Below are 14,316 nucleotides of genomic sequence, written 5' to 3'. Positions count from 1 at the left end.
CTGCAGCTATCCTTGCTCAGAACAACATCAAGAGCATCGAGTGTGTGGAATATCCTGAACTTGGTATGGAAGCTATCTGGAAGATTGAAGTTGAAGATTTCCCTGCATTTATCTTAGTTGATAACAAAGGAAACGATTTCTTCAAGCAGATTAAGCCTCGTTGCGCAGGAAACTGCAAATAATGGGATAACTGCCCGCAGAAAATAGATTTTCAATAAATAATATAACACGGGTTATGCCGGATGTCTTTCCGGTGTAATCCGTGTTTTTTACACCTGATTATGAATATCATTCGATTTATTAAGAACTGGACTTTGCCTATAGCTATGGCGATGGGGGTAATACTTTATTTTGTATATGTGAACATACCTTTCCTGGAGCCGACAAAACCGTTTGTGGAACATGCTGTGGCTGTATTGCAGCCTTTGCTGATTTTTCTGATGCTTTTTCTCACATTCTGTAAGGTTGATGTGAGTGAGCTCAAGCCTTGCAGGTGGCATGCCGTGTTGCTTCTCATACAAAGCCTTTCGTTCATTCTCCTGGCCGGGATTTTGTATATATTTCCTGATATGCATTCCAGAATATTGATTGAGGGAGCTATGTTGTGTCTTATCTGTCCTACGGCTACGGCTGCAGCAGTAGTGACCGGAAAACTGGGAGGCAGTGCTGCACATCTTACTTCATATACAATTCTGATAAACCTCGTGACAGCTTTTCTTGTTCCGCTGGTGGTTCCCGTCATACATCCGCAGGAAGGGGTAGGGTTCCTTTCTTCATTCCTGATGATTCTTGGAAAGGTATTTCCTCTGTTGCTGTGTCCGTTTATTCTTGCAGTCCTTTTGCGTTATCTTTCGCCTAAACTTCATGCGTTTATAGGAAAGTATCACGGATTATCGTTCTATCTATGGGCTGTGGCGCTGACTCTTGCCATTGCCGTAACTGTGAAGAGTATAGTCCATAGTGATGTGTCTATATGGTATCAGGTAGGTTTGGCTTTTATTTCTTGTATAGCCTGTTTCCTTCAATTCTATATAGGGAAAAGAGTAGGCCGCAAATATGACGATACGATTAGTGCCGGGCAGGCATTGGGACAGAAAAATACTGTTTTGGCCATTTGGATGGGATACACTTTCTTTACTCCTGTTACTGCCGTCGCTGCCGGTTTCTACAGCGTATGGCATAATGTATTCAATTCTTATCAGCTTTACCTTAAACGTAAGGAAGAGGAAAAATAAAAACAACGGCTGCACCGGAATTAAATCTGATGCAGCCGTTTACTATAATTGTGTGTTTATCAGCTAATACTCTAATACTTTTATGCCTTACTGTCCATAATACCCATTTGCGGTATCTCCTGTGGAACATAGTCTCCCTGGAAGAATCGGCTGGCACGCAGCAAGTGTCTCCATACACTAACCAATTCCTGTGTTTCCTGCAATATGTTCAGATATACCATTGATGCTTTAAGGCTTCTGTTGTCAGCTTCCTGCATGTGGTTCATCTGGTGCTTGCGAAGAGCTGAGATCTTGTTTTTAAGATCATCACCTTTTTTCAGGATATCATCTGCTTCTGAATAATTGTTTGTTATAATGGCGTTGCGTGTACGATCCATCAACTCACACAATTCTTCTCTGATAGGCAAGAACTCTGCGACATCATCTTTAGGAACAGGGTTGAAGTTGTTGTCAACATGTTCCTTACATGGTTCACAGATACGCTTCAAGCAGTATAGCATTTCTTCGCAGCTGTTTGTTCCAAGGTGGAACCATGTATTCTTTTCTATTGCTATAGTGATAGGAATACGTCTTAAACCAAGTATTTCTTTACGACGGCGTTTCTTCAGGAGCTTACGCTGTTCGTCAGTCTCGTTAAGCGATTTCTTCAGTTTCTTCAAATCTTCGTTTATGAAACCGTCTGTCATCTTAATGTATGCATCCTTACTGAAATCGATGTAGTGTGTAAGAGTTTCCTGTACATGTTCGCGGAGCAACGCAAGTGTTTCGTTCTTGTCTTTACTTGCCATCATACGCTTGAACAGGTCGTCCTGCTTTTCAGCTTTTTCTTTCTTGCTGTACATAATGTTGCTGCGTACAAGGAGGAATACAGCCAAAGCGATGAATGCAACCATACCTACTATGTTGGTGTAGAACATTATTACAGTTACAAGGGCACATGCTGTAAAGGCAACGAATGCAGTGATAAACCATCCGCCAATTACTGAAAGCATACCTGTGATACGGTAAACGGCACTTTCGCGTCCCCATGCGCGGTCGGACAATGATGTACCCATAGCCACGATAAATGTAACGTATGTGGTAGAAAGAGGAAGTTTCATTGTTGTACCGATGATGATAAGCAATCCTGAAAGGACTAGGTTAACTGCTGCACGGATAAGGTCGAATGCCGCACCGTTTTCAAGGATAACTTCATCTTTGTTGAATCGGCTGTTGATCCAGTTTCTTACGTTAGCAGGAATTACTCTTACGAGGAATTCGTTTATGCTTGTTGCGCGACGTACGATTGTGCGGGCAAGACCTGATGAACCGAACATCTCGTCACCTTCTTCCTGACGCGCAAGGTCAACCGAAGTCTTGATTACGTTCTGTGCTTTCTTAGATGTAGCCAAAGCATATACCATTATCACTCCTGATGCTATAAGGAATATAATAGGAGTCTTTGCTGATGACATAAGTGATTCCATCATGAAACCATCTACACCTGCACCATTTGAGTTTGCCACAAAATCTGTGTATGCTGAATATCCTGCCAAAGGTACTCCGATAAAGTTTACAAGGTCGTTACCTGCAAATGCCAGAGCCAATGAGAAAGTACCAAGGAGAACTATTATTTTCAATACATTGATTTTGCACCAGTGAAGAATCTGCATGAATACGGTGAAGAATACAAAACATCCTATTACCAGTACGGCAGTGTTTGCATCTATCCATGCCATTACTTCAGGTGTTATGAAAGGCGCTGATTTCAGACCTTTGATAAGTATAAAATATGAAAGTGAAGTTACGGCTATACCACCGAAGATACCTATAGTCCAGGAAAGATTCTTTTTATAGTTAAAGCTAAAGATAAGACGAGATATATATTGTACTATTGTACCGGCTATGAAAGCGATTGCTACCGAAAGGAATATACCAAGTATCACAGACAATGCTTTTTCTGTGTTGAGTAAGTCTCCCAGTGTAAGACCTGTTTCATCGGAAATTAGTTTTAAGATTGCCAGGATGAATGTACCTCCCAATAGCTCGAATACCATTGAAACTGTAGTAGATGTTGGAAGTCCCAGGGTATTGAAAACATCCAGTAGCACGACATCGGTGACCATTACGGCAAGAAGGATACACATTATCTCGTAGAATGTGAAATTGTTTGGCTGGAATATACCATGGCGGGCTATATCCATCATACCATTACTTAACACAGCTCCTGCAAATACACCTATTGCAGCTACGATAATGATAGTCTTGAATTTTGCTACTTTGGCTCCTACTGCGGAGTTCATAAAATTCACGGCATCGTTACTGACCCCGACCATCAGGTCGAATATTGCCAGCATAAACAGGAATATTACAATCCCTAAATAAATAGTTTCCATAAAATAAAAAATAATTAAGCTTTGATTTTTCGGGTGCAAATGTCGGAAATAGATATTACAAACATGTTACAAAAGTGTTTTAAAACGATGAAAATAAGAAAAAATTATATCAATGAATATACGAAAGAAATATCTGATAATAAATGTGAAAATACCTTTTGCGCTTTTGTTTTTTTTCTTCGAAATAAATATATTTGTTACAACCTCCATTAATAGAAACTGGATAGAATGTTAATAAAATAACAAATGTTACAGAATGTTAACGGGGGGGGGTAAAACATGTATATATTCAATTACCCCCCAACTGGGGGCTTCTAGAAGCATTAAATGTAAAAATAATTAACACTACTGTTTCCTTTAAAAAAAAATCTCTGGAAGTCTCATTTTGTTAAATAGTGTTTAAAAATGGAGGTATGAAACGAGATTGCTTTTTTTCATTCATTACAGTTCCTATTGTAAGGGTATATCCTTCTTCTGCTGATATACTTTCGTATGGATTAACGTTACAGACATTGTCGTATTTGCTTTTAGCGCTTCTTATTTGTCTTATAATAGTCTGTGTATTTGTTATAATCTGGCAGTATCGCCAGATTAAGATGAAGAACCGGTATTTAGTCCAGACAATATTAAAACTAAATGATCTCAAATTTCCAAATCATGGAAAGTCAGATGATGTTCCTGTCAATACGAAAATACATGAAGATATTTCTCCGACTGTTGAAAATGATAAAATTTCATCTGTATGCAGTGATGATGAGGAACTCTTCCGTCGTTTTGACAAACAGGTCCATTCTAAAAAACTTTATCTCAATTATAATTATGGTCGCGATGATTATTCCCGTATAATGGGAGTTGACAAAAACAGATTTGCGGCAATAATAAAAGAATATGGGGGAGGTAATATATCTACATATCTCAGTAATCTTCGTCTTGAATATTCAACAGGACTTCTTGTTTCTAATGAAAATATGTCCGTAAAGGAAATTGCAGTTCGCAGTGCATTCCCTAATTCAGCCACATATTACAGGCTTTTCAAGGAAAAATACGGCATAAGTCCTAATACATATAGAAATAATTCCAGGAAATGAAGAGTATTAAATTGTCCGTTGTTGCAAAATCTAAATTACTGATATTTAGTTAGCTGTGACAAAATGATACTGAATGATATTAAATGAGACTGCATTGTCTGACAAAAGGAGACATTAGTCAGGTTACATATTTCTGATTGTTTGCCTAGTTTTGTTCAACAAAATCTTAGATCAATCTTTTACGTAAACATTAAAAGAGTGAAGTATATATGAAAAAATTGTTTCTGTTACTGGCGTTAGTCCTTGGGAGCTTGTCAATGTCCGCACAGAAAGTAGCGGTAAAGACAAATCTTCTGTACGATGTGACTACTACACTTAATCTTGGGTTTGAGTTTCGGGTAGCGCCCAAGTGGACAATAGATGTGTCCGGCAATTATAATCCTTTTTCATTTAAGAATGACAAGAAAATCAAGCATTGGCTTGTTCAGCCTGAGGCACGCTATTGGTTCTGCGAGGCGTTCAATGGTCATTTCCTTGCTCTTCATGCTCTTGGTGGTGTCTTTAACGCCGGAAACATGGATTTAGGAATATACCCTTCTTTCAAGAATCATCGTTACGAAGGTGAAATGTACGGGGCCGGTCTTGGTTATGGCTATCAGTTCATTTTGGGCAAGCGTTGGAATCTGGGACTTGAAATCGGAGCAGGATGGATACGTGCCAATTATGACAAATATGACTGTCCGCATTGCGGAGAGTGGATAAAAGACGGCAAGAAGGACTATTTCGGTCTTACCAAGGCTTCCATATCACTCATCTATATTATAAAATAGGAGGAACAGAACTATGAAGAAATATATAATATCTGTAGCATTATTCCTTACACTGGGTACACCGTTGTTCTCCCAGACATCATATCTCAGCGAGATAGCCGTAGAGAACCGCAAGGTGGAAAAGACTGATGCGAGAATGGTCCGTGTAGGTATGGATCTTAACCTTGACGCTCTGGATATGAAGAACCAGCATGTAATGGTGATAGACCCATATATAGTTTCAGCCGACGGTACGCAAGAGCAGAAACTACCTTCGGTGGTAATAGAGGGAAAGATACGTCATAAGGCCGATATCCGCCGTGAGGCTTTGGAAAACATTAAGCTTTATCCGGAGGCACAGGCAACAGTACGTCGCAAGAATGGAAGCGACCAGACTGTAAGCTACGAGGCTTCTGTTCCGTTTAAGCGCTGGATGATAGGTAGTGAATTGGTTCTGAGAGCCGATGTAAGCGGTTGTGCGCAGTGTGGAGAAGGAAGCGAGACTGCATATACCGGCGATATACTTCCTCCGATGAATCCTTCGTACGCTATGCCTTTCATTTCTCCAAAAGAAGAAATAGTGAAACGCCGTTCCGAAACACGCGCTGCCAGACTTCAGTTCCGTCAGGACAGTCATAATATTCGTCCTACATACAAAAACAACAAGGAAGAACTTGACAAGGTGCGTGAATCTTTGAATCTGGTGAAAGAGAACAATGACCTGAGTATCACTGGTATTTATGTGACAGGTTATGCTTCACCTGAAGGAACCATGGACTACAATATGCGCCTTTCAGAGCGTCGTGCCAAAGCCTTTACTGAATACGTAAAGAAAGATATGGAAGGCATAGACCCTTCTCTATATCATGTTGACTGGAAAGGTGAAGACTGGGCAGAGTTGCGCCGTCAGGTAGAGGCACATCCTAATTTGTTGAGAATAGACGATGTACTGGATATAATAGACAATTGCGGTGAAGACAAGGATGCGTGTGAAGAAAAGATAAAGGCTCTTGTGCCTCCTGAAATATATCAGAGAGTATTGAACGAGATGTATGGTCCAATACGTCGAAACGAGTATCGTATAGAGTACAATGTTCGCCATTTCGACCTGGAAGAGGGCAAGCAGATGATAAAGACCCGTCCGGACTTAATGAGCGTGAGTGAAATACAGAAGGTGGCTGACAGTTACGGAAAAGGTACTCCTGAATATATAGACTGCCTGTTGCGTGGTGCAAAAGCTTATCCTAATGATGTGACTGCCGTAAATAATGCTGCCTTAGCTTTGATGGAAGTCGGAAGGACAGAAGAAGCTGTTTCGCTTCTTGAAAAAGCTCCTGCAGACGGTGCCTTGCAGAATATGTTGGGAGTGGCATATATGAAACTTGGTAAGGCTGACAAGGCCCGCGAAGCTTTCCGCACAGCTGTGGAAAAGGGTAATACTGATGCAGTGCAGAACAGTAAGTTACTGGAAAAGTATGTGGAATATATGGCTGAATAAAAAATAGGATTTATTAAATAGACAATTAATGTTTAACTTAAAAAAACAAGATTATGAAGATTAAAAATTATTTCATGTTGGCTGCTGCAGGTCTGATGATGATGACCTCTTGTAGCAAGGAAGAAAATGAAGGTGCTATCAATGGTGTAGCTGCTCTTACAGTGAATATTGCTGCTCCGGCATCAAGAGCTCTTGTCCCAGGAACTCAAGATGGAACTCAGATAGACTTGACTTATGGAGATGAAGGTAATGTTGAAGTGAAACTGACAGCTGATGCCGGAGGTACAGAATGGGTTAAGGTTCCTCAAGGTGGAAAGTACACTTTCTATGATGTGGTAAATCCTACAAAAGTAGAAGTAAGAATCAATGGAGGTGTTGCATCTTATGAAAATCTTGATGATTTGAAAGCTCTTACTCCGGCAAATATGCAAGCTTATGGTAGTTCAACAGAATTCAAATTTGATGGTACTACAACAAATGAAGGTAAAACTTATGATAAGTATATCACAACAGTAACAGCACAGATTCCTGTTGGTCGTATAGAAGTTTCAGGTATCAAGCATAAAGGTCATGATGAAGGCAAAGAGTGTGTGTATAGCAAATTGCAGATAGAAGGTCTCTATTTTGACGCTGCAGCAACAACTCCTAATACACCTGCGGATGTAGATTTTGCTGGTGCAACAGAAGACTTGAACAAGGCAACCTTTACAGGAGACTTCCTTACTGTGCCTTCTTTCCCTACTGACGATAATGTTGCAGCATTCAACTTCTTCCCTTCAACAGCAATGCCAGTACTTAAGATGGTATTTACCGGTACGACAAAGGATGGTAAACTTTCTGACGCAAGACGTTATGCTGTAGTAAAAGCATACAAAGCAAACGGAACACCTCTTACTGCTTTCGAAGCAGGCAAGGTTTACAGAATTACAGATGTAACAATAGCTGATGATGATTATACAGGTGACGAAAGTGGTAACACAACAGTTGCAGTAGAAGTTACAGTAGCAGTTCAGCAGTGGACAATGGTAGATACAACAGTAGAATTCTAAAGTTTGTAATACTTGTAAATATTCAGGTGGGGTGTGACACCCCACCTTTTAAAAAAAATGTCACCTAAGCATACAGTTTATTTTTATAGAAGCTTATCATGAAGAATATAGCACGAATATTATTGGCATTGGCAGTTTCCGTCCTGGCTGCCGGATGTATAAGGGAGAATCTTGATGATTGTTACAATCTTTCCCTCTCACTTTTGTACAAGGGAGATGGTGACACGGACATTCTTGCCGAGTCTATTGACAAAATAGACCTGTATGTGTTCGATCAGGAGAATAAGTTGGTCAAACAAAACTCTTACAAACAGGACGATTTGGGCGAGGATAATACTATACCGTTATTTAGACTTGACCCTGGAAAATATATAATTGTTGCAGTGGGCAACGCATACGATATGACTGAAGTGCAGCTTGCACAAAACGGGGATTGGAGCAATTCCTATATAATGCATCCGGATTTGGAGAAGACCGGTCGTGTGGACGGACATGACCACAATTATCTTGGATACATTGAGGTAACTATGGCTTCTCATGAACTGTTACAAAGTCCGCTGGAATTGAAAAGTTCACATATCAATGTGTCTATAGAAATGAGCGGATTGCAGCCTGAAGCAGGTGTAAACAGCCGTGCCGGAGGTAATTATCAGGTGTTTTTTGACAGCTCAAACGGTAAAACGGATTTTAGAAACAAGGTTGTGGAAGACGCAACAGGTATTTGTCAGCCTGTAATGGAATATGACGAGAAAACTGGGAAATATGTTTCCCGTGATTTGGCACTGTTCCGTATGGACGACTATTGTAATCATGTGCTGAAAGTAGTTTCTCCGCAGGGTAACGAGGTCCTGGCTCTTAACCTTTCGGATTATCTGGCTCAGCATCCTGAGATAGACGTTACAAAACAGGAAGCTTTACTACCTATAGAAATAAAGTTCACTCCTGTGAGCGTTGAAGTAGTTGTACCGGAATGGTATATAACAGATGTAGAACCTGAGTTTTGACGAAGGTTGTTTTGGATTTGAAATTTCAATAATTGCTTTTCTAGTTATGTATGAAAGAGCAATCATAAGATATAATGTTATGAACAGATTGATTAATGTATGTTTGTTTTGTTGCCTGTTGGGGTTCGGTAGCTGTAAGCAGAATGATTCGGTACCCGGAACTACAGAAGTGGTGTTGCGAGTGAGCGATTCGCGTGCAGCAGATCCAAATGCAACAAATGTAGAAGGCATTCAGAAACTTAGGGTGTTTGCCGTACAGGGAGAAGAAGGACAGGGGAAAATCATCTATAATGAAGTATATGATTTCTCTGCAGATACTGATCCTTTGCTTGAAAAGACATTCCGCCTTTATGATATTCCTGAAGGAAAGACAAGATTCTATGTAATTGCTAATGAAGAGAATTACGGAATAGAATTCACTACAGAAAAGATTTCACAGATGTGGGCTTCGGCAGATCCGAATTCACATAAACTGGAGTTTGTGGATGAACAAAGAACGTATCTTCCTAAACAGGCGAATGGTCAGGCAACGGATTCTAAAAATGAGATTGTTGCATTGCCGATTTCCGGAAAGGCTTCAGTCGATGTAAAGAAAGGAATGGATCCTATCACTATACCTGTGGTAAGGGCTGCTGTAAAAATAAAAGTAAGCGTGTCGAATATGGTGGGTACGGATATTACCTTGAAGCAGGTCAATTTCGGGAACTTCTTTTCAGACCGTGTGTATATATTCAATGATCAGGATTTGGATGTTCCGAATGACGCGAAATATGCAGGTGCAACATTTGCAGTAAAAGACCGGTTGATTAAAACAGGTACTGCTGAAGAATTTGTTTTCTATGCTTATCCTACATTTGCGTACCAGTCCGGTACGGATAACCCTTACAGAATAGGTTTTACTACAGCCGGCGGCAGTTATCCTTTGCAGGTATTTGTAAAGAACGGACAGGGTATCAACTCTATAGCCAGAAACACTCAGTTGAATATAAATGCTACCATAACTAAGGAGGCACAGGTAATATTGAACTTTGAAGTCACTGATTGGGAATCCAAGACTGTGGAAATCCCTCCTTTTAACTAAATAAGAATGCCGAATTATGAAGAAGATTTTAAGCTATATCGGATTATGTATGTTTACTTTCCTACTTTTCTCTTGTGTCAAGGATGAGTTTGATATGAGAGGAATGGAATTTGAGGAAGGTGTGCCTACACGTGTGACATTGAAATATGATGTACCGCACAATACCGTTATTTCCCGTGCGGAGCAGGAGTCACAATATGAGTATCGCGTAAGCAATCTGTACGTGTTTATTTTCAAATCGGACGGAACAGTTTATTTTCAGCGCTTCTTTGAAGAAGGAAGTGGTCTCATTGTGAATAACGGAACGTCATCGTCTAGCGGTTCAGTATCTTTTGATACAAGGACAATAGCCAACGTAAAGATTGTAGGTATTGCCAATTTGACTACTGGTACGGTTGCTACAGCTTATAGTGTAACACCGGATCAGATGAATGCTATCAAAACACTGGATGAACTGGAAGCTTTCGTGATGAAGATGAATACTAACACCGTATATCGTGGTGGTATGTTCATGTTGACAGGAACAGCTGTTGACAGTAAAGGAAGTGAAAGTATCAATATTACAGGAAGTGAAAGCGGTACTTCTACTATAGACTGTTCCGTAAAGTTGAAAAGAACAGACGCAAAGGTTAAATTCAATGTTACGACAGAACCAAGTAATCCAGCTTGGAAGAATTTCTCTTTCCAGCCTAAAGAATGGATTGTGAAGAAGGTGCCTTCTCAGTCGTACGTGTTGCCTCATTCAATAGCTAATGCTGATGGAAATTTTGATGCGGATGGAGACTATTTCGAGACTCCTCTGATAAACTTTGAAGAGGTGACAAGGTCTGAAGCCGGTCTTTACAACGGTGGTAGTTTTGTATTCTATATGCCGGAAAACAAAAAAAAATATAAAAAAGAGATTACGTCGGCAGAATTACAAGGAAAACCGGAAAATACTACGGAATACGCACTCCGTGACGAATCGGACCACAATCTTGTTTCTGGAACAGGCAAGCCTGGACAGGAATATGAAAATGGGGCGTTTACCTATGCCAACGAGAACAGTACGTATGTGGAAATGACAGGAGTCCTCACATATAAAGATGCTGACGGTAGAAACGTGAATGCAGACGTGAAGTATATCGTGCATTTGGGGGCTGTTACAGGGGTGAACGATTATAATACTGAACGTAACGTGTTTTACATTTATAACGTGAAGGTGAAGGGAATAAAGGATATTATTGTGGAGGTGGAAAATAACAGTGGAAATGATGATGAGTTACGTCCGGGACATGAGGGTGATGTGGTTTACAGCAATGCCAGCGTGTATGAATTGGACTCACATTATGACAGAATACTGATAAACATAAATAAATCTCAGATTGATGATAAAATGACTTGGGGAATAAGGACCCCTTTCAGTTCTGGAATATATCAGAATGATAATAATTTCTCAGGACTTGAGGATTACAAGTGGGTGAAGTTTGCCATCAATAAGGATTATGGTATTGCAGCTAATAGATATGTGAAATTCCCGGGTGACCAGAATTATAACAACCCGAACAAGAGAGGAGCTGGTAATGACGAACCTTCTCCATCTTATCCTGATTATGAAAATGCCAGACTGCTGGATATACAGCAACTTATTGAGAGATTGAAAACGGAAAAAAAGAATCCGTCTTCAACAATCTTTGAAACTGACGGAAATGTTGCTATAACTGTGTTCGTTGATGAAAACCTTTATTTTGATAATCCTCTGACAGGTCAGCCGGGAGAGCAAAACAGATCTTTGTGGAAATCCAGTGTTGATAAGGAAGACAGAATGTTGCATATTATTGCAGCCGGTTCAAAGTATAGTCCCGACGGAAATTCAAGTGTTGTTAACTCGCTGATTACTTTCAAGCAAAAAGCCATCAGAACGATTTTCAATACTGATAAGGAAAGTCTGACTACTGCTTGGGGATTGGAATCAGTAATGGAGACCAAACGACTTGCCCCAGGAGATGTAAGCCAAGGAGAAGATCGTAGAAACGGACGTGTCAATATGCTAAAATGGGCTGAGAATAAAAAGTGGAACGAAGTGATAAGTGTATCCGACCGTTATGCCTTGAATGGGGATTACAATAATGCTGCCTATGCCTGCATGATGAGAAATAGGGATTTGAATGGAGATAACAATATTGATAAGAATGAAGTAAGATGGTATCTGGCTGCTGTGGATCAACTTGTGGATATTTATCTTGGTGAGTATGCCTTGGATGATGCGTCAAGATTATATCCTCGAGATGAAGCAGACCGTGGTGGAAGTAACGATGATATGGTAAATGACCACGTACGTTGGCATTATACATCAAGTTCTTATAATGGTTATGATAAAAATCCATGGGTACTATGGGCTGAAGAAGGTGCCGGATTGGGCTCTTTTAATGGCTCAAATGGACATATGGGAGGTCGCTTTGCTTACCGTTGCATTAGAAATCTCGGCTTGTCATTGGATAATCCTGAAGAAATACCTTCAGATCTTGTTTCATATGAACCACAAAGTGATGGAACATACATGGTGGATATGTCGAATATGAGTGTGAAGTCACGCCGTACAAATTATGAGATAGTACAACTTCCTGAGCATAATGAACGTGATGCTGATAACAGACCTTATGTGAAGTTCCAGGTATATAACCAAGATAGACCTACTGGAGCGAATATAAGGTATGATGGTTTCGGCATTTGGCATTGGGTGAATGCATATGCATGGCAATATTATCAGACACATGATGTATGTCCTTCGGGCTATAGAATTCCAAACCAACGGGAATTGCTTATAATGTCTTCAAGATTACCAGAAAATGTTTGGAAAACATATTCGGATGGAATGATTGGTAGTGTAAGTCAAAAGGCCATCTACCAATGCCAGACAGCCTTCTCCATGGATGGTAAGAATGGATATTCAACAGACCGAGACGGATTCCATTATAACGCACAGTCAAAGGCTTTTGTGTTACAAAATAGTAATGGTGAAATAGGTTTTGTCCGTTGTGTTCGTGATGTTCAGTAAAATAAGATGAAAAGATTATCGTATATTTTGATCCCCCTATTCCTGCTGGTTGAAGCCTGCGGAACAGGGGGATCTCGTCAAAATTCGAGAACGGAAACTCATGTGAAGTCAGGCGGTTTCCCATATCCTGAAATTCCGGCTATGGTTACAGACCCGATAGCACGCAGCACCTATTTGGTGGAGCATTATTGGGACAAGTTCAACTTTTCAGATACGGCATTGGTGAATAACCGTGCAATTACGGAACAGGGATTTGCTGATTTTATCGGATTGTTGTTTCGGAATAGAGAGAATGTTGCATCCAGTCAGATGAAAATATGTATAGATAAATTCTGCTATGCTATGGAGAAGCATGAGCATGCCCGTAAGGTGTGTATGCAGATGGTGGACAACTATCTGTATAACCCAAATTCGCCTTATTATAATGAAGAGTTATATATTTTGTATCTGGAACGTATGCTCAATAGCAAAATGCTGGATGATGCAAGAAAGAGTACACTGAAATTCAAACTTGACTTAATAAGGCGCAACACTCCGGGAACAGTGGCTATGGATTTTGATTATGTTCTGCCAGACGGGAAGAAAAATTCCCTGTTGCGTACGAAGGTAAACGATGACAAGTTGCTGCTGGTATTCTATGATCCGGAATGTCCTTCGTGTCATGAAATCATGAAGCAGATGATTATGGATGAAGAACTGAAAAATGCTGTGTCAGAGGAAAAAGTTACAGTGCTGGCTGTATATACGGAAGGTGATGTGGATGTTTGGAAAAAGTCACTCCGTGATATGCCGGAAGGTTGGATAATAGTACACGACAATATGGTGGTAAAAGAAAAGGCTCTTTATGACCTTAAAGCTATGCCGTCTATCTATTTGTTGGACGGACATAAAAAGGTGATACTGAAGGATGCTATGTACGGAGAGGTGCGTAGTGCAATATTTTCATAAATAGTATATAACTGTGCAGAGACAAACTTTAAAAACTTCGCTTTTAGTTTGTCTCTGCTCTTTCATTTAGTTATATTTGCAAAACAGACAAGTTTTCCCAAACCATACTAAGTATTGAGTGTTATGAGCATGCTTTACCCTATAGGAATCCAGAATTTTGAAGAAATTAGTGAGAATTGTATATAGTTTCAGATAGTAGGGAAGTGATAAAGATAGGCGTGAATTTCAGCAATGAGATAAGGGGTATATAAA

At 40.1% G+C, this 14,316-nt stretch carries 11 protein-coding genes; 10 read left to right on the top strand and 1 reads right to left on the bottom strand.

The window, feature by feature from the left end; genetic code table 11:
• Both Q0486_RS04335 and Q0486_RS04330 read left to right on the top strand, forming a co-directional pair.
• Nucleotides 1-182, top strand: a 182-nt coding sequence (locus tag Q0486_RS04335; RefSeq protein WP_299230572.1) for a fumarate hydratase C-terminal domain-containing protein, incomplete at its 5' end; no start/stop codon positions are given.
• Between the two features lie 99 nt (nucleotides 183-281).
• On the top strand, nucleotides 282-1,235 hold the full coding sequence (locus Q0486_RS04330) for a transporter (protein WP_299230570.1): 954 nt from the start codon (nucleotides 282-284) through the stop codon (nucleotides 1,233-1,235).
• 80 nt (nucleotides 1,236-1,315) lie between these two features.
• Here Q0486_RS04330 and Q0486_RS04325 read toward each other — a convergent pair whose 3' ends face one another.
• The gene (locus Q0486_RS04325; RefSeq protein ID WP_299230568.1) at nucleotides 1,316-3,610 is read right to left on the bottom strand and encodes an inorganic phosphate transporter; all 2,295 of its coding nucleotides are present in this window, start codon (nucleotides 3,608-3,610) and stop codon (nucleotides 1,316-1,318) included.
• A 413-nt stretch (nucleotides 3,611-4,023) separates the two neighbouring features.
• Here Q0486_RS04325 and Q0486_RS04320 point away from each other — a divergent pair, with 413 nt between their 5' ends.
• The 8 genes from Q0486_RS04320 to Q0486_RS04285 all read left to right on the top strand — a co-directional run bounded on the left by Q0486_RS04320 (nucleotide 4,024) and on the right by Q0486_RS04285 (nucleotide 14,064).
• Nucleotides 4,024-4,698: a helix-turn-helix domain-containing protein gene (locus Q0486_RS04320; protein WP_299230566.1), complete on the top strand. Its 675-nt coding sequence runs from the start codon at nucleotides 4,024-4,026 to the stop codon at nucleotides 4,696-4,698.
• Between the two features lie 209 nt (nucleotides 4,699-4,907).
• On the top strand, nucleotides 4,908-5,468 hold the full coding sequence (locus tag Q0486_RS04315) for a DUF3575 domain-containing protein (protein WP_299230564.1): 561 nt from the start codon (nucleotides 4,908-4,910) through the stop codon (nucleotides 5,466-5,468).
• Nucleotides 5,469-5,481: 13 nt separating this feature from the next.
• The gene (locus tag Q0486_RS04310; RefSeq protein ID WP_299230562.1) at nucleotides 5,482-6,945 is read left to right on the top strand and encodes a DUF3868 domain-containing protein; all 1,464 of its coding nucleotides are present in this window, start codon (nucleotides 5,482-5,484) and stop codon (nucleotides 6,943-6,945) included.
• A gap of 53 nt (nucleotides 6,946-6,998) precedes the next feature.
• Nucleotides 6,999-7,994 carry a hypothetical protein gene (locus tag Q0486_RS04305; protein WP_299230560.1) on the top strand — a complete coding sequence of 332 codons (996 nt, stop codon included), beginning with the start codon at nucleotides 6,999-7,001 and terminating at the stop codon, nucleotides 7,992-7,994.
• Nucleotides 7,995-8,092: 98 nt separating this feature from the next.
• On the top strand, nucleotides 8,093-8,998 hold the full coding sequence (locus Q0486_RS04300) for a FimB/Mfa2 family fimbrial subunit (protein WP_299230558.1): 906 nt from the start codon (nucleotides 8,093-8,095) through the stop codon (nucleotides 8,996-8,998).
• 79 nt (nucleotides 8,999-9,077) lie between these two features.
• The gene (locus Q0486_RS04295) at nucleotides 9,078-10,079 is read left to right on the top strand and encodes a hypothetical protein (RefSeq protein ID WP_299230557.1); all 1,002 of its coding nucleotides are present in this window, start codon (nucleotides 9,078-9,080) and stop codon (nucleotides 10,077-10,079) included.
• A 16-nt stretch (nucleotides 10,080-10,095) separates the two neighbouring features.
• Nucleotides 10,096-13,116 (top strand): hypothetical protein, encoded by a 3,021-nt coding sequence (locus tag Q0486_RS04290; protein ID WP_299230555.1) that lies wholly within the window; start codon nucleotides 10,096-10,098, stop codon nucleotides 13,114-13,116.
• 6 nt (nucleotides 13,117-13,122) lie between these two features.
• On the top strand, nucleotides 13,123-14,064 hold the full coding sequence (locus Q0486_RS04285) for a DUF5106 domain-containing protein (RefSeq protein ID WP_299230553.1): 942 nt from the start codon (nucleotides 13,123-13,125) through the stop codon (nucleotides 14,062-14,064).
• Nucleotides 14,065-14,316: the final 252 nt, after the last annotated feature.

Source organism: uncultured Bacteroides sp., from assembly GCF_937912035.1.
GTDB lineage: Bacteria > Bacteroidota > Bacteroidia > Bacteroidales > Bacteroidaceae > Phocaeicola.
This window is presented reverse-complemented; position numbering and strand designations above follow the sequence as displayed.

Bases quoted from the DNA above. Each gene is read 5' to 3' on its own strand.
- Q0486_RS04330 (WP_299230570.1), top strand. From the start codon at position 282: ATGAATATCATTCGATTTATTAAGAACTGGACTTTGCCTATAGCTATG.
- Q0486_RS04325 (WP_299230568.1), bottom strand. From the start codon at position 3,610: ATGGAAACTATTTATTTAGGGATTGTAATATTCCTGTTTATGCTGGCA.
- Q0486_RS04320 (WP_299230566.1), top strand. From the start codon at position 4,024: ATGAAACGAGATTGCTTTTTTTCATTCATTACAGTTCCTATTGTAAGG.
- Q0486_RS04315 (WP_299230564.1), top strand. From the start codon at position 4,908: ATGAAAAAATTGTTTCTGTTACTGGCGTTAGTCCTTGGGAGCTTGTCA.
- Q0486_RS04310 (WP_299230562.1), top strand. From the start codon at position 5,482: ATGAAGAAATATATAATATCTGTAGCATTATTCCTTACACTGGGTACA.
- Q0486_RS04305 (WP_299230560.1), top strand. From the start codon at position 6,999: ATGAAGATTAAAAATTATTTCATGTTGGCTGCTGCAGGTCTGATGATG.
- Q0486_RS04300 (WP_299230558.1), top strand. From the start codon at position 8,093: ATGAAGAATATAGCACGAATATTATTGGCATTGGCAGTTTCCGTCCTG.
- Q0486_RS04295 (WP_299230557.1), top strand. From the start codon at position 9,078: ATGAACAGATTGATTAATGTATGTTTGTTTTGTTGCCTGTTGGGGTTC.
- Q0486_RS04290 (WP_299230555.1), top strand. From the start codon at position 10,096: ATGAAGAAGATTTTAAGCTATATCGGATTATGTATGTTTACTTTCCTA.
- Q0486_RS04285 (WP_299230553.1), top strand. From the start codon at position 13,123: ATGAAAAGATTATCGTATATTTTGATCCCCCTATTCCTGCTGGTTGAA.